Origin of the sequence: Porphyromonas gulae DSM 15663, from assembly GCF_000378065.1 — a bacterium.
GTDB classification, from domain to species: Bacteria; Bacteroidota; Bacteroidia; order Bacteroidales; family Porphyromonadaceae; genus Porphyromonas; species Porphyromonas gulae.
Map to the genome: position 1 here is coordinate 1 of NZ_KB899171.1, position 15,413 is coordinate 15,413.

Below are 15,413 nucleotides of genomic sequence, written 5' to 3' on the forward strand. Positions count from 1 at the left end.
ATAAAGGGACAGCGTCAAGCTCACCATTGAGGAGTCAAGCAATTTTATGGGAGCCTTGAAACGGAATTTGCGACGTTGCCACAAGCCCTGCTGTCCAAAATGTTGAAAAGTGGCATAGTAGATATCTCTGAATACCTTACTGTTTCTGTGGGCGTTCTGATAAGCGATGGTAGATTTAGAAGGAGCACGAGCTATTCCTAAGTGGTTGAGATTGCCGTTGGCGGAATTAAGACCATTGGAAATGTCTCTCACAGAGTCGCAGTTTGAGAATTGGCTGAACATCATGCTAACAAACTGACTCCAAGTATCGTAACCCTTGCAATGTTTGTCTGTACCGGACTCGCGAATAATCTTTCTAATCTTTTCTTTCGGTAGTTTACCGATGGCTTGCGCAAAGAGTGTTATATTTGTCATAAAGGAAGTAGAGGAGTTGGGGACTCTTTACTAAGGTAACATTTTGTTCCTTAGCTCTACTTCCTTTTTCTTATATCCTCCAAAACGTTTAGGACAACATTGGGAGCACTTTCTAAATCAATAGACAAATCCTTCGTTGCCCCTTTTTTATTTGATCTTAAAGGCTCAGATATTAAAGGAGGTCCTCTCCTTCAGTTCCAACTTACCGTATTTGAAAAAGAGGATGTTAGAAAACTTGTTACAACAATAAACAAAGCTTGTGGTGAGGACTCTCTCGATGAGAAACAATTAGAAAAGACTTTTGATGTTTGGTACCCTTGTTTAGAGCAAGAGTTGAAAGCAATACCACAAGAAGAACCTGCATCAGCTCCTACTGTTAGGCAAAAAACGCAACTAAATAATGATATTCTGGAGGAAATACTAGACCTATCTAGAAATAATCAGAAGCTACTTCGATCTCCTGACCCTAAAATTTATGAAAGTATAGAAGAATTAAAACGAAGCTCTTCCGAGTTAGCTCAAAAAGTTGACTTCGTTATGGACAATGGAATAAAACGAAAAATGAATCGGCGTATGAGGATACTTATGGAAGATGGTAGATTCAAAGAAGCCTCATCTCGTCAACACCAAGTATACAGTATTATATTAACCTTAGGAATATTAAAATATGATTATCCTTGGGTGTATGATACGGGTAGATATGTCCTTGATTGCATTATTTCTAATGATGTAAGGAAGGAGGAGAAGCGTGCACTAGTTCATAGTTTCCAAAATACCATAAGAACTACTCAGAGAGGATTCTCAGATGTATTTACCTTTGAATACGAGCGAATTATCTATACACTAAATCAACAATTGGATGAACTAATTTCTGTTATTTAATTGACTTATTCTTCCAGTGAATACTTATGGATGTATTACTTGCCGATGCAGAAGTGGGCGAAGATGTAGTGGAGGGTGTCGTCGCTGGTGATGTCGCGACCTGTGATTTCGCCGATCGAGGTGATGGCGTGTCTGAGGTCGAGCGTCAATAGGTCGGTCGAGAGCCCCATATCAAAGCCCGAACGCATGCGCAGAAGAGCATCAAGGGCATCACGCAAGAGTTGATGATGGCGGGCATTGCTCACAATTAGGTCGGCTTCGCTTGCCTTAGCCGTATCCATTACTTGGGTGAGTGCGCCTTGTAGTTCGTTTATCCCCTTGCCCTCACGAGCCGAAATAAATAGCGGTGTCGTAGTAGTTGAGAGCTTCGTTTGTAGAGCCTCGCTGAGCCTGATTCGGTCGGTCTCGGTGAGGCTTTCGCTTTTATTGACAAGTAGAATAAATGTTCGCTCCCCCCTTTCGTCCCAAATACTTTTGATGTAGTCCAGTTGGTTAGCTTCACTAAGACGTGTGCCGTCCACTACGGCAAGAATGATGTCTGCCTCTTTGATTTTGTTTCGGCTACGCTCAATGCCAAGACTCTCTATGGTATCGGTGGTTTCACGAAGCCCCGCCGTATCAACGAAACGAAAGAGGTAGCCCCCAATGTGCATCGTGTCCTCGATCGTGTCGCGCGTGGTGCCGTGTATGTCGCTCACGATAGCCCGCTCCTCGCCAAGGAGGGCATTGAGCAGCGTGCTTTTGCCGACGTTCGTTGTGCCGACAATAGCAACGGGGATGCCACGCTTCACGGCATTACCAAGGCGATAGCTGTCGATGAGTTTTTGGAGTTTAAGTTCGATGTGGTCACAAAGTGCAAGGAGCTCGGTACGGTCGGCAAACTCTACATCTTCCTCGGGAAAATCAAGTTCTAACTCCATAAGCCCTGTTAGGCGTAAGAGTTCCTCTCGCAGAGCGTTCAGCTCCTCGCTATACCCACCACGCAGTTGCTTCATCGCCATTTGGTGCTGTGCCTTGCTCTCGCTGGCAATGATGTCCGCTACCGCCTCGGCACGACTCAAATCCATACGTCCATTGAGATAAGCACGGCGAGTAAATTCGCCCGGCTGAGCCATACGGCAACCCTCTGCCATCAGCACCTCCAGCAAGCGACGGCGGATATAAACCGAGCCGTGGCAGGCAAGCTCTATGGTGTCTTCGCCTGTAAAGGAGTGGGGAGCGTGGAAGTAGGTCAGAATGAGTTCGTCGATGAGTTCGCACTCGTGCCACACTTCGCCATAATAGGCATGGCGTGGGCGAATGCTCTCGGGACTTAATGCCTTACCCTTTGGACTAAAAAGCCGAAGTGCAATGGACAGAGCCTCCGCACCCGAAACTCGAATTACAGCGATACCGCCTACACCTGAGGCAGTAGCAACAGCACAGATGGTATCCTTATTAAAGGAATGGAGAATAGACATATTGGATGTCAGGATTGAATGAGATCGATTACAAAGATAGGTGGAATCTGCAGACCCAGGGATTCGAATCGGTTCGCTTTCTGAGACTGAATATTTTCTTACTTTTGTCATCATGATGGAGCTCTCTATTCGGAAATTGAATGTTGCTACCGAGAGTGCCGATTGCTTGAATAGAACTACTTGGAAAATAAACTTTTACAATCATTGAATATGCACATTGAAGGCTTTTATATCTTGCATCCTTCCGGACAATCCTGTCGTGTACATTCCATTCCTGTACACTCTGTCTCGGTATTCGGACAAATAGCATATATCCCTATGACGAATAGCCTGGAATAAGCCCTCTGATATGTCTTCAAAGTGGAAAGGCACGCGCACGGTTCGACCACGAATCGTACGCGTGCCTCTTTTATTTCAGCTCTCTGAAAGGTCTTTTTCAGTCTGCTATTTATATAGAAATGACTTTCGATCTATATATAAATGGAAAACGATTTATATACAAATGGAAAACGATCTATATATTTATCGCAAACGATTTTTATATAGATCGTTATCTGCTCTTACGAAAAGCATGTTTTGAGCGTAAAAAATTCGTCCCCTCTGTTTTTTGACTTCAAAATCCATTTCCATTTAGGTGCTTATTTAGAATCATTCCAAACTCATCTTCGTTGTTGAAAACTTTTTTGGCGCGTATTTTTTGGGGGATAAGCCAAAAGCATTTATAATACTTTTCGGTAAAGGCAACAAGATAAAAGGAACTTGATGTGGAATATCGTATGAGCTGAATCTTTGGCTTTTTTGACATGGATAAAGCGCTCTTTTGCTATCTTTACGGCATCATTATGGCTGACAAGCTATTGATTTCGGAAGAAGAGTTGCTGGAAGAGCTGAGAGATCCGGCAAGGCGGCGTACGGCCTTCGAAAAGGTGGTACGCCTCTACAACCGTAAACTCTACTGGCAAATCCGTCGGATGGTGCTCAGTCATGACGACACGGACGACTTGCTCCAAAATACTTTTATGAAGGCATGGAGTGCATTGGACGGATTTCGGGGGGAAGCCAAACTCTCTACGTGGCTCTATCGGATAGCCATGTACGAATCGCTCAATTTCCTGAAGAAGAAAAAGATCGAAGACGACATGAATATATCGATCACGGACGAAAACTCCTATCTGCTGGACAACCTTACGGGGGATGTCTATTTCGATGGGGATGAGGCCGAGATCGCTTTCCAAAAGGCTATATTGGAATTGCCCGACAAGCAGCGCTTGGTGTTCAACCTTCGCTATTACGACGAAATGCCCTACGAAAAAATGGCCGAGATCACCGGCACCTCGGAAGGAGCACTCAAGGCTTCGTACCACCATGCAGTCAAGAAGTTGGAGCGTTTTTTGTTGCCTGATGATTAAACCCGCCCTAATAAGAAGTCTCTATAATCGTAACTAACTAAGCTCGCATGAAACAGTTCGACCCCGATGTGAATATCCGACCGAAAGAGGATAGTGCACGACACTACTCTGTGCCGGATGACTACTTTTCCTCTTTTACGGACAAGCTCATGGCTCAGATCCCTGCTGTAGAAGCAGAGAGTGATGAGATGGTGCATTCTGTAGCATTGTGGCATAAACTACGCCCATTGCTTTATTTGGCGGCATCATTCCTGCTGATGATCGGGATGTTCAAGGCTTTCAGCCTTTTCGGAGAAAGTGGGGATACCGGTAAAGCGACCTCCACATCGGCCGGACTTGTGGCATTGGACCATGGTGATGCCAGATGGAGCGAGGACACCGATTATAGGGATTTCCTCCATGACAACTGTGCTGAGACAGTGTCGGACGAATGGGTACTAACGGATTTCAGCGAATGATCGGACGACACTCGCACCCCATCTAAATCGGTATGAAGCGAATCTTCTCTCTTACTATTATATTGGCAGCCATGCTGCCAACCCTCTTGCAGGCTGCTATGCCTCCCTACTCTTTGGCCACCAAATATCAGGAATGTGAACAACAGGGAAGAAAGAAGGAGTTCATGAATCAGCGCAACTCCTTTTTCATTCTTGAGTTGGAGCTGACACGGGAAGAGGCGGATGCTTTCCTCCCACTATACAACGAACTGGACACGAAGCGTTACGACCTATGGAAGGATGTTCGGCAGAAGCGAGCTCTGATGGAAAGAAAACCCGAATTGACCGATAGCGACATGGAGCTGATCATCAATAAGAGCTTGGACAATAAAATAGCTGAGGCACGGCTGGAGAAGGAGTACTACTACAAATTCAAACGTGTGCTGCCGATGCGCAAAGTGATGGCATTGAGAGCCGCAGAGAGGAAATTTGCCCGTCTGTTTCTACAGAGCAGTTACGAGTGATCCCCTTTTATGCTACTTTTGGTGGCGTTTAACAAGATAATTTTGGTAAAATGAGTATTTCAGCAAATAAATTTGTGATCTGCAGCTATGACTTATACGTAGGATCTGCAGAAGAAAAAGAGTTGATGGAGCAAGCTACGGCAGAGCAACCACTGCGTTATATACACGGTATGGGTATGATGTTGCCTGAGTTTGAAAAGAATTTGTTCGGACTGAATGTCGGTGACAGGTTCGACTTCGAACTTAAGAGCGAAGATGCCTACGGGGCACGTCAGGAGGATGCCGTACTGGAGCTGCCCAAAGATATTTTCAAGGACGAGGAAGGCCGATTCGACTCTTCCATCGTATACGAAGGCAACACCGTGCCGATGCGCGATGCCGAAGGCAACACCCTGCAAGGCTCCGTACTGGAAGTTCGGGACGATGTAGTGGTAATGGACTTCAACCATCCTTTAGCCGGTGAGAATCTTCATTTTGTAGGAGAAATCATCGAAGAGCGCGAAGCAACAGCAGAAGAGATCGAGCAGTTCTTTGGAGGCCAGTCCGGCTGCGGTTGCGATTGTAGCTGCGAAAGAGAATCATCGTCAGATGGTTGCGACTGCGGCAGCGGTTGTGGCTGTCACTGATCGGAACGAATAATAAACAGAGAAAAGCTCCAAACCATTGTCTCTAAAAAAGCAATGGCTTGGAGTTTTTTAATTTCTCCACATCTCCTCTTCGTCAGAAACACTGTCTGAAGCAGAGAATATCGCAAACACAAACACAGCTATTATACATCGTTATGAACACAATAGGCAAGCTATTCCGGCTGACTACATTCGGCGAATCCCACGGCAAGGCTATCGGGGGTATCATTGACGGCTGTCCGGCAGGGCTTTTCGTGGATACGGAAGCTATCGAGCAAGAGTTGCTTCGTCGCCGTCCCGGGCAGTCGTCTTATACCTCTCCCCGACAAGAGAGCGATATGGTACAGTTCGTCTCCGGCCTATTTCGGGGAAGAACCATCGGTGCTCCCATTGCATTTATAATAGATAATAAAGATGTACGTTCTGCCGACTACGACAGTCTCAGCACCATCTTTCGTCCAGGACACGCTGACTATACATATTTCCATAAATACGGTATCCGAGATCCCCGTGGTGGAGGACGTTCTTCCGCACGCGAGACTGCTATCCGCGTAGTGGCAGGAGCCGTTGCCAAACAACTACTTGCTCCATTGGGAATCCGGTGTACAGCCTACACGTCACAAATCGGCTCCGTCCGCCTACCTCAGGAAAAGGCCAAGAAATATAGCCTTGAAGAAGTAGAGTCCTCCCCCATTCGTTGCCCTGACCCCGATGTTTCCAGACAGATGGAAGCTGTAATAGAAACAGCCAAGGACGAATCCGACAGTGTGGGAGGCATAGTCGATTGCCATGTAAGTGGTGTTCCGGTCGGTTGGGGCGAACCTCTTTATGGCAAACTGCATGCTGCTCTTGGAGCTGCGATGCTAAGCATCAATGCAGCCAAAGGATTTGAGATCGGAGATGGATTTGCCTTGGCCTCCATGCGTGGCTCCGAAGCCAATGATCAGATGGTCGGCGGAGAAGAGGGAGGCGTTTCGTTTCTGTCCAATCATTCGGGAGGTATTAGCGGAGGGATCAGCACCGGTCAGGATATTCATTTTCGTATAGCATTCAAGCCTACCCCGACTATTGGCCGAGAGCAACATACTGTCAATGAACAGGGCGAAAGCATATTGCTTTCTGCAAAAGGACGGCACGATCCTTGCGTGGTGCCGCGTGCGGTTCCTGTGGTGGAGGCTATGGCTTGGCTGACACTGGCGGATGCCTATCTGGCTTCCGGATTGAGTCGTAGCCAATGAGGCTGTACGGGTACCTTATTCTTTGTTTCATCCGAATGCCTTACCTTTGGTGAGATTCTTTTACGGCGGTACGTTTGTAAATAGAAGCCCTGAAATCATAGAAGTATAAAATCAATAATCACAATCATAACTTTTGCTCATCTTTATGAAAAGAAAATTCGGTTTTCTCTGTGCTGTGCTATTGGGAATCGTTGTAGCGACTCCTAAGGCAGACGCATGTACTAATCTTATCGTAGCCAAAGGAGCTTCGACGGACGGTTCGGTAATCATCAGCTATTCGGCAGATTCACATACACTCTATGGTGAGCTGTACCACTGGGCTGCTCGTGACTGGGCCAAAGGAACGATGCGCCAAATCGTCGAATGGGACACGAACAAACCTCTTGGATTCATTCCGGAAGTAGCGCATACCTATAATGTGATCGGCAATGTGAACGAACATCAAGTAGCTATTGCGGAGACGACATGGGGCGGACGTCCCGAATTGGCTGAAAGCGATGGTATCATGGACTACGGTAGCCTGATCTATGTGGCTCTCCAGCGTTCTAAAACAGCTCGTGAGGCCATAGACGTTATGACCAATTTGGTAAAAGAATATGGCTATCACAGCAGTGGCGAAAGTTTTAGCATTGCCGATAAGAACGAAGTCTGGATTCTGGAAATGATCGGCAAGGGCAAGGGGCGCAAAGGAGCCGTGTGGGTAGCTGTACGCATTCCCGACAATGCCATCAGTGCACATGCCAATCAGGCTCGTATCCAACAAATCGATTTCAAGAGCAAAGATTATCTCTACTCTCCGGATGTAGTTTCATTCGCTCGCGAAATGGGCTTCTTCAAAGGAGCTGACAAGGACTTCAGTTTCCAGGAAGCATACAACCCCTATACCGAAGGAGGTCTTCGCGGTTGTGAAGCACGCGTATGGGCATTCTTCAATAAGTTCAATTCGCGTATGGGCAAGTACGAAGCATTCATCAGGAATCAAAGCAAGGATAAGATGCCTCTCTACATTGTCCCCGATCGCAAACTCTCTGTAGCCGATGTGCGTGATATGATGCGCGATCACTATGAAGGCACTTCACTGTGTATGACGAACGATCCGGGTGCCGGCCCCTACAAAGTGCCTTACCGTTGGCGTCCGATGAGCTTCGAAGTAGATGGAAAAGAGTACGTCAATGAGCGTGCAATTGCCACCCAGCAGACTGGCTTTGTGTTTGTTGCTCAGCTGCGTAACTGGCTTCCCGACGCAATCGGTGGTGTCAATTGGTTTGGTGTGGACGATGCCGATATGGCTGTTATGACCCCTATCTATTGTTCTACTACGCGTGTGCCAGAGTGCTTCCGTCAGGGCAATGGCGATATGATGCACTTCTCTTGGACTTCGGCTTTCTGGATCCATAACTGGGTGGCCAACATGGCATATCATCGCTATGATCAGATGATAGCAGACATTCGACCTGTACAACGAGAGCTTGAAGGCGGCTGCGATCGCATGCTTCCTATTATTGACAAGCAAGCCCAAGAACTATATGCTCAGGATCCGGCCAAAGCCGTGGCTTTCCTGACCAATTACAGTAACGAAGAAGCAGAGAAGGCGACAGCGCGCTGGAAGCGTCTTGGCGAATATCTGATGGTAAAATATATGGATGGCAACCGCAAGAAAGAGGAGAACGGCCGATTCAAGACGAATGGATACGGGTTCAGTGCCATGCCTGATTTCCCCGGCTACAGTCAGGAGTACTACCGACAGATAGCAACATCCGAGGCAGCAGAACGCCTAATCAAGAAAGAGAAAGAACAACATTAAGTTGGTTTATTCCCTATCTTTGTCCCCGAAAAAGAAAACGGATGAGACCGATTAAGGTCGGTCTCGTCTTTTTGGCTCTGTAGTTCAACGGATAGAATAGTGGTTTCCTAAACCATAGATTCGGGTTCGATTCCCGACGGAGCTACACCTCTTTTTTTGATGTCCAAATCTTTCTACGAATTCGGACATCCTTTTATAATATATTTACAAAACAGACATTTCCGTTTACTTATTCACTGCAGAACCATGCTCTGAAAAAGAATTATATATAGCTGTTTTCTTATCTTTGTTCCAAGAATTATATGATAATAACTAACGATGAAATTTTTTCGATCATTGATTGTAAATCTTCTTCGATCTTTCAAAGATTCGTACGCTAGCAGAAAGGTTGTTTTTATATTTGATCTTCTCATCTCATGTATAGCATCTGCTATTAGCTTTTTTTGTGTCTATTTCTTTCTTAACAAGGGCATAGAACAAAGGGCTATTCTTTTTTCACTCTATTTGGCTACCTCATTTTTTGCCAGTATTCTTTTCTCGCTTTTGTTTGGTCTCTACCGTGGGATTATCCGCCACAGTACATTTCGAGAGATTAGCAAAGTCTTTTATTTCAGTATCTGTAAAGGAACTATCCTATTTTTAGTCGGTTGTGCTTTCTTTTCCATTCCTTTAGTCTTTTTCGTCACACTGATAGACATCTTGTTTACGTTGTTTTTGCTATTAGCCTTTAGGACAACCGTGGTCTATGTGTATCATATACTCAACAGGACCAAAGCAGTCCATGGAAAAGCTTTGGTAGTCGGCATGGACAGTAGTAGTGTAGCTTTGGCATATCAAATCACCAATGCTTCGGTGCGACAATGGGATATACAAGGTTTTATCGTACGTGATCCGAATCTCAGGAAAATGAGGCTTAATGGCCTTCCGATTTTTGATTTTAATACAGTTGATCGGTTTGCAAAAATCATTTCCACTCAGGGTGTAAAGACATTGCTTTTTACAAATGAGGATGTTTTTGACCAGTACAGGGATATTGTTACCGAGTGTATCGCAAGACGTATAAAACTTTTTATTTGTCAGAAGCCGATAGAACAAGCAGACCCCAAAGGACGCCGCATGATGCGCGAAATCCAGGTGGAAGATCTTTTGGGGCGCACCCCGATATTCCTCAATATGGAGTCAATCGGACATGAACTAAAAGAAAAAAGTATCATGGTCACGGGTGCAGCGGGTTCGATCGGCAGCGAGATTGTGCGACAGCTTGCAAAACTCCATGTTAAGCATATCATCCTTTTTGATATGGGGGAGTCGCCATTACATGAAATACGTCTTGAATTAGAGAGAGACTATCCGAATCAGAAAATAGCTCCGGTTATCGGTGATGTTCGTTGCGTTTCCAGATTGGATTATGTATTGCAGCAATTTCAGCCCGAAATCATTTTTCATGCTGCAGCATACAAACATGTTCCCTTGATGGAGGAAAATCCATGTGAGGCCGTCTTGGACAATTTGATTGGTACCACATTGATAGCTCGCAAAGCTATTGAGTACGGAGTACAGCGCATGGTGATGGTATCGACAGATAAGGCCGTGAATCCGACCAATGTAATGGGAGCAACGAAACGAGCAGCCGAAATGGTCGTCCAATCTTTAGACCAAGCGATAAAGGATGGCTGCATCCAGGGGCATACACGGTTTGTCACCACTCGCTTTGGGAATGTACTCGGATCCAATGGGTCAGTGATCCCATTTTTCAGGAAACAAATAGCAGCAGGAGGGCCGGTAACGGTCACGCATCCGGATATCATCCGCTACTTCATGACTATTCCTGAGGCTTGTCAGTTAGTCTTGGAAGCCGGTTCCATGAGCGAAGGTGGAGAGATATTCGTGTTCGATATGGGCGAGCCGGTCAAAATTTATGATTTGGCCAAGCGTATGATTACGTTGGCCGGATATGAACCTGATAGGGATATTGAAATCGTCTTTTCCGGCTTACGGCCGGGAGAGAAGCTGTACGAAGAGTTGCTGAATAACAAGGAAAATACCAAACCTACCATCCACCCCAAGATTCAGATCGCGGAAACTCGTAAGGTAGACATAGAACTGATAGAAAGACTCCTCCCTCTTTTGGAGCAAAAGGCCAAAGACGTTGATATGACAGGAACAGTACGATTACTCAAAGAGATGGTGCCCGAATTTGTTAGCAAAAACTCTATTTACGAGGAGTTGGACAATGAGCGGACAGCTGTTTGAGCCTAGCCGTTCTATCGCCATTGTTTAATGGAGGTCATTTTCTAAACAAAAAGCCATTCACCCAACGCACTCATGCCCTCGTCTCGTATAATAAAACAATATCTTTTGCTAATTCTTTTGGCCATTCTTGGGCAGAGCCTTTCTGCACAAGACAAGGGTGCGATAGGTATTATCAAGAAGGCTGAAAGGCAGACAAAAAGTCGTATCGGCGTGGAGATACGTCGCTGCCGGGACGATAGCCTTTTCGTATCCAATCGCGGAAACGAACAGTTTTGTCCGGCTTCTCTGGTCAAGCTCGTAACCTCTGCATCCATTTTGCGCCTGAAGGGACCCGAAATGCCATTTTATACCAAAGTAGGAATTGATGGCAAAATTCGAAAAGGGATTCTGGATGGTAACCTCATCATTAAAGGAGGAGGCGATCCTTCTCTTGCATCCAATTATTTACCGACTGACTCCGGTCGATTTGCCTATGCTCTGGTCGATGCCATGAAGCAATGGGGTATAAAAGAAATAACAGGGGATATTATCATCGATGCATCGGCTTTTGACCGTGAGGGAGTCAATGAGAGTTGGCTTGATGAGGACAAGGGCAACTATTTCGGAGCCGGCGTCTATGGATTTAACATCAATGATAACAGAATAGATGTCATCCTTGCTACAGGCCAAGCAGGTTCGGAAGCTCGTATTTTGAGAATAGAGCCTCCTCATCCGGAAGTCCGGTGGGAAAACAGAATCAAGGTGATCCGCCGAGGGAAGGATACGGCCGGATGCTATGGCGAAGGGCTGAATCTCAAGCGAACACTTACGGGGGTACTTCCGACAAATATTGCTTCTTATCGTCTCAAGACGGATTTACCCGACCCTGCTCTATACGGAGCAGCATGGGCCAAAGGCTTATTATCGGCTGCGGGTACTTTGTGCCAAGGAGAGAGCCGCGCTTCGTACCAAGCTGTACCGATCACTCAAGAATTATTGATCTACGAATCTCTTCCATTGGATTCATTGGTACGAGTAATGAATTTTCGTAGTCTGAACCATTTTGCAGAAGCTTTTGTGAAACAATTAGCTCCCCTTGCATCGAAAAACCATCGGGGCAATACTACAGAGCGAGGTTTGTCCGTTGTCCAAAACTATTGGGCTTCCCAAACAGGATTGCAGCATACGGACATTTCTCTCTCGGATGGATCCGGTCTCTCCCGTAGAAACCACTTTAGCCCGAATGCGCTCAGCCAAATACTGATCGATATGATCAGTCGTGGCGATCTTGTTACCGCTTCGTTCATGAACAGCCTACCTCTTGCCGGAAGAGAGGGTACAGTGAAGAGCTTCATGAAGGACGAAGCAATAGAGGCATACCTCAAGAGTGGTAGTATGCGGGGTATTTTAGGTTATGCCGGCTATGTGAGATTCCAAGGGGAATGGTACAGTGTTGTTTTGATTGGCAATGATTTTTCTTCTTCCACACCTGTTCGTCGTGCATTTTCGGATTTCCTTCTCTCTTTCTTCTCTTCCGCTGCCTCTACTAAGGAAGCCCGACCAAGGGAGAAATAAACAACACCTTATTTCTTCTTAATTCCTATTGCCTGATCTCATGCCAATTTTATGTGGGAATGATTGCCGGTAACAAGCATATATAGCTCTCTATAGGTATTCCATTCGCTTTTTTCTTGTATCTCGATACTACTTCCCTCGAATACTTATTGCCCAAAATTTCTTTGCAATCCCTTTAATACATTAGAAAACCAACGAGTTAACTCCATAGGATAGAAACGCGAGAAAAAATTCATATACCTATATGTTGGTACATCCAGTTTTCTTTCTACCTTTGTTTCAGAAAAGCGATACGATAAACAAGATTTGTCTTACCATAAAACTATTACAAAACTATGGCTTACGTTATTAATGACAGTTGTGTAGCATGCGGATCATGCATCGATGAATGTCCGGTATCAGCTATCTCTGAAGGTAGCATCTATAAAATCGATGCAGACACATGTATTGATTGTGGCACTTGTGCTGCAGCATGCCCTTCTGAAGCTATCCATCCTGCCGAATAATTTCAGGTTAGGTTAGAAACAGAGACAGATACGGCCGCTCTTTCATATGAAGGGGTGGCCTTTTTGTATGTATAGATATGCTGAAAACGATCAAGTCGGCAGATTCATGGAAGACAGGGGTAAATCCTTAATCGGTCATAGCCCAAAACGGTGTCGAGCCAAGATGGAATTAACCGCCTCAGTGGCTACCAACATTTTTCAGGACACGTCAATGCTCTTTTAACGCATGTCAAAACTACTAGTGGTTTCCCGCAAAACTACTAGTAGTTTTGGAAGAATCTACTAGTAGTTTCAGCGAAATTTACTAGTAGTTTTTGAAAGAAGCTATGGAAGCTCCGAGAGGAAGGTATAATCGCCCGTCCTATTTCATCCTCTTTGAGAGAACTTACGTCTCTTTATAAAATGGACGAAAGGCTATACCAGACTAAGACCGAGACGAGTCCGAAGCTCATCAAAAAGAGGATTCTCCTGATTAAGGCGTTCGATCTTTTCGTCCAAAGAGACAGGCACACGGTTCAGAGACGTAGCTTCGGATACGCGGACACTCATTTGTATGGTCGTATTATGCAACTTATCCGCAAGGAAACTCAGCAAACGAGACGAAACGTTATTGATCTCCTCTTCTTGATTGCTATTGAGTACTTCCACGTCGAAAGCGGAGGTTCCGAGTCGGAGCTTAGGAAGGCAATTAGCCATCGTCTTTTTCAGATGGATCTCTTCCGAGAGCTTTGTTTCGGCAAATTCGATCCAAGCGAGTTGCAGCTGCTCTTCATCGAATGATTCGGTCATTTCTGTCCGAATCTCCTGCTTGTCATTTTGGAGTTGTTCCTGCTTACTGCGGATTCCTCTCAATGTAAACCGACCTTCGGATCCTACAATAGGTGTTGCCATCGGGCGCGTTGGAGGTACCACTTTAGTCTGCACAGGCTTGTCTTCGGTGATGGTCGGAGCGGAAGTTTCAGGTTGCAGTTGCTGCGCATCGACACTTGGTGTGGGCGGATCAGAAGGTTGAGAAGGAGCAGGGGATGGCTGCACTTTGGCCGGAGCCGGCTGAGGAGGTACTGATCCGCTCGCCACAGGATTCGCCTGCTGCGTCGCATGGGTTGCGGGCTGAGCAGTCAGCCCCTTGCTGAATAAAGCTGCGATATTCATCAGCGACAACTCCAACAGCAGGCGTTTGCCATTGCTCTGGCGATACTGCTGGTCACAGGCATTCAGTATCTTGAGCGATTGGTACAAGAAAGAAGTGGGGCAACGTGCTGCCATATCCACATATCGCTGTATGACTACTTCGGACTGCTCCAACAGCGGCAGAGTAGAAGCATCCTGAGCCATCATCAAATCGCGGAAGAAAGAAGCCAATCCGCTCACGATTACCTGTCCGTCGAATCCCTTGGCCAGCAATTCGTCCAGCACGATCAAGACGGATCTGTAATCCCCCTGCAGAAAGAAATCCGTCAGACGGAAATAATAATCGTAGTCGAGGATATTCAGATTCTCTATCGTATTGGCATAGGTAATATTGCCTTCCGAGAAACGGGCAATGCGGTCGAAGAGCGAAAGAGCATCGCGCATTCCTCCATCGGCTTTTGTCGCTATTATAGCCAAAGCTTCGGCTTCGGCTTTTATCCCCTCGCTGTCCGCCACGTACCGCAGGTGTTGTTCTATTCGGGCCGGTGGTATTCGTTTGAAGTCGAATATCTGACAGCGCGAGAGAATAGTAGGCAGGATCTTGTGCTTCTCTGTGGTCGCCAATATAAAGATCACATAAGAAGGCGGTTCTTCGAGAGTCTTCAGGAAAGCATTGAAGGCTTGCTGCGAGAGCATGTGTACCTCGTCGATGATGTAGATCTTGTATTTTCCGATCTGTGGCGGCACATTGGCCTGCTCTATCAAGAGACGAATATCATCTACCGAATTGTTCGAAGCGGCATCCAGTTCATATATATTCATGGATCGCTGCTCATCGAAAGCCTTGCAGGATTCGCATCGTCCGCAAGCCTCCCCATCCGGCAACCGCTCCAGACAGTTGATGGCACGGGCAAAGATGCGTGCACAAGAGGTTTTTCCCACCCCACGCGGGCCACAAAAGAGATAGGCATGAGCAGTCTTTTGCTGTACGATGGAGCTTTTGAGCGTAGCGGACAATGCCTCCTGACCGACCATCGAGGCAAAAGAATCGGGGCGATATTTGAGTGCAGATACGATATATTTCGTTTCCATGAGCCGAGCCTGTTTGCTTAGGAAACAAAGGTAAACTAAAAAGAAGCAGTAGAGGCTATGCCGGAGAGAGAACTCTCACGACA

General features: G+C 46.1%; 13 protein-coding genes and 1 tRNA gene. 11 read left to right on the forward strand and 3 right to left on the reverse strand.

What is annotated here, in order from left to right; genetic code table 11:
* Window positions 1-414: DUF4372 domain-containing protein (locus F452_RS0107940; RefSeq protein WP_018965680.1), on the reverse strand; the 414-nt coding region annotated here is incomplete at its 3' end.
* Between the two features lie 99 nt (window positions 415-513).
* On the opposite strand from F452_RS0107940, the gene F452_RS11140 reads away from it, so the two are divergent.
* A complete protein-coding gene (locus F452_RS11140) occupies window positions 514-1,296 on the forward strand; it encodes a hypothetical protein (RefSeq protein ID WP_018965681.1) in 783 nt (260 codons plus the stop codon).
* 35 nt (window positions 1,297-1,331) lie between these two features.
* On the opposite strand, the gene mnmE is transcribed toward F452_RS11140, so the two are convergent.
* Window positions 1,332-2,756, reverse strand: a complete 1,425-nt coding sequence (gene mnmE / locus F452_RS0107950) for a tRNA uridine-5-carboxymethylaminomethyl(34) synthesis GTPase MnmE (protein WP_018965682.1) — start codon at window positions 2,754-2,756, stop codon at window positions 1,332-1,334.
* An 842-nt stretch (window positions 2,757-3,598) separates the two neighbouring features.
* On the opposite strand from mnmE, the gene F452_RS0107965 reads away from it, so the two are divergent.
* The 10 genes from F452_RS0107965 to F452_RS11605 all read left to right on the forward strand — a co-directional run bounded on the left by F452_RS0107965 (window position 3,599) and on the right by F452_RS11605 (window position 13,107).
* Window positions 3,599-4,165: an RNA polymerase sigma factor gene (locus F452_RS0107965; protein WP_026292307.1), complete on the forward strand. Its 567-nt coding sequence runs from the start codon at window positions 3,599-3,601 to the stop codon at window positions 4,163-4,165.
* 47 nt (window positions 4,166-4,212) lie between these two features.
* Window positions 4,213-4,623 carry a hypothetical protein gene (locus F452_RS0107970; protein WP_018965686.1) on the forward strand — a complete coding sequence of 137 codons (411 nt, stop codon included), beginning with the start codon at window positions 4,213-4,215 and terminating at the stop codon, window positions 4,621-4,623.
* 32 nt (window positions 4,624-4,655) lie between these two features.
* Window positions 4,656-5,126, forward strand: coding sequence for a hypothetical protein (locus F452_RS10860; protein ID WP_018965687.1), 471 nt, complete (start codon window positions 4,656-4,658; stop codon window positions 5,124-5,126).
* A gap of 50 nt (window positions 5,127-5,176) precedes the next feature.
* Window positions 5,177-5,752, forward strand: coding sequence for an FKBP-type peptidyl-prolyl cis-trans isomerase (locus F452_RS0107980; RefSeq protein ID WP_018965688.1), 576 nt, complete (start codon window positions 5,177-5,179; stop codon window positions 5,750-5,752).
* A gap of 155 nt (window positions 5,753-5,907) precedes the next feature.
* A complete protein-coding gene (gene aroC, locus F452_RS0107985; protein ID WP_018965689.1) occupies window positions 5,908-6,990 on the forward strand; it encodes a chorismate synthase in 1,083 nt (360 codons plus the stop codon).
* Window positions 6,991-7,135: 145 nt separating this feature from the next.
* Window positions 7,136-8,794 carry a dipeptidase gene (locus F452_RS0107990; protein ID WP_018965690.1) on the forward strand — a complete coding sequence of 553 codons (1,659 nt, stop codon included), beginning with the start codon at window positions 7,136-7,138 and terminating at the stop codon, window positions 8,792-8,794.
* 73 nt (window positions 8,795-8,867) lie between these two features.
* A tRNA-Arg gene (locus tag F452_RS0107995) sits at window positions 8,868-8,939 on the forward strand.
* Window positions 8,940-9,910: 971 nt separating this feature from the next.
* Window positions 9,911-11,047 (forward strand): UDP-N-acetylglucosamine 4,6-dehydratase family protein, encoded by a 1,137-nt coding sequence (locus F452_RS12340; protein WP_160224166.1) that lies wholly within the window; start codon window positions 9,911-9,913, stop codon window positions 11,045-11,047.
* A 105-nt stretch (window positions 11,048-11,152) separates the two neighbouring features.
* Window positions 11,153-12,601, forward strand: coding sequence for a D-alanyl-D-alanine carboxypeptidase/D-alanyl-D-alanine endopeptidase (gene dacB / locus F452_RS0108005; protein ID WP_235317531.1), 1,449 nt, complete (start codon window positions 11,153-11,155; stop codon window positions 12,599-12,601).
* A gap of 335 nt (window positions 12,602-12,936) precedes the next feature.
* Entirely contained in the window at window positions 12,937-13,107 is a 171-nt protein-coding gene (locus F452_RS11605) for a DUF362 domain-containing protein (RefSeq protein ID WP_010956309.1), read from the forward strand.
* A 414-nt stretch (window positions 13,108-13,521) separates the two neighbouring features.
* Here F452_RS11605 and F452_RS0108015 read toward each other — a convergent pair whose 3' ends face one another.
* Complete coding sequence (locus F452_RS0108015) at window positions 13,522-15,330, reverse strand: DNA polymerase III subunit gamma/tau (protein ID WP_018965694.1); 1,809 nt, start codon at window positions 15,328-15,330, stop codon at window positions 13,522-13,524.
* Between the last annotated feature and the right edge of the window lie 83 nt (window positions 15,331-15,413).

What these genes read in the sequence shown, in the direction of transcription:
- mnmE (WP_018965682.1), bottom strand. Translation starts at nt 2,756, where the DNA reads ATGTCTATTCTCCATTCCTTTAATAAGGATACCATCTGTGCTGTTGCT.
- F452_RS0107965 (WP_026292307.1), top strand. Translation starts at nt 3,599, where the DNA reads ATGGCTGACAAGCTATTGATTTCGGAAGAAGAGTTGCTGGAAGAGCTG.
- F452_RS0107970 (WP_018965686.1), top strand. Translation starts at nt 4,213, where the DNA reads ATGAAACAGTTCGACCCCGATGTGAATATCCGACCGAAAGAGGATAGT.
- F452_RS10860 (WP_018965687.1), top strand. Translation starts at nt 4,656, where the DNA reads ATGAAGCGAATCTTCTCTCTTACTATTATATTGGCAGCCATGCTGCCA.
- F452_RS0107980 (WP_018965688.1), top strand. Translation starts at nt 5,177, where the DNA reads ATGAGTATTTCAGCAAATAAATTTGTGATCTGCAGCTATGACTTATAC.
- aroC (WP_018965689.1), top strand. Translation starts at nt 5,908, where the DNA reads ATGAACACAATAGGCAAGCTATTCCGGCTGACTACATTCGGCGAATCC.
- F452_RS0107990 (WP_018965690.1), top strand. Translation starts at nt 7,136, where the DNA reads ATGAAAAGAAAATTCGGTTTTCTCTGTGCTGTGCTATTGGGAATCGTT.
- F452_RS12340 (WP_160224166.1), top strand. Translation starts at nt 9,911, where the DNA reads ATGATGCGCGAAATCCAGGTGGAAGATCTTTTGGGGCGCACCCCGATA.
- F452_RS11605 (WP_010956309.1), top strand. Translation starts at nt 12,937, where the DNA reads ATGGCTTACGTTATTAATGACAGTTGTGTAGCATGCGGATCATGCATC.
- F452_RS0108015 (WP_018965694.1), bottom strand. Translation starts at nt 15,330, where the DNA reads ATGGAAACGAAATATATCGTATCTGCACTCAAATATCGCCCCGATTCT.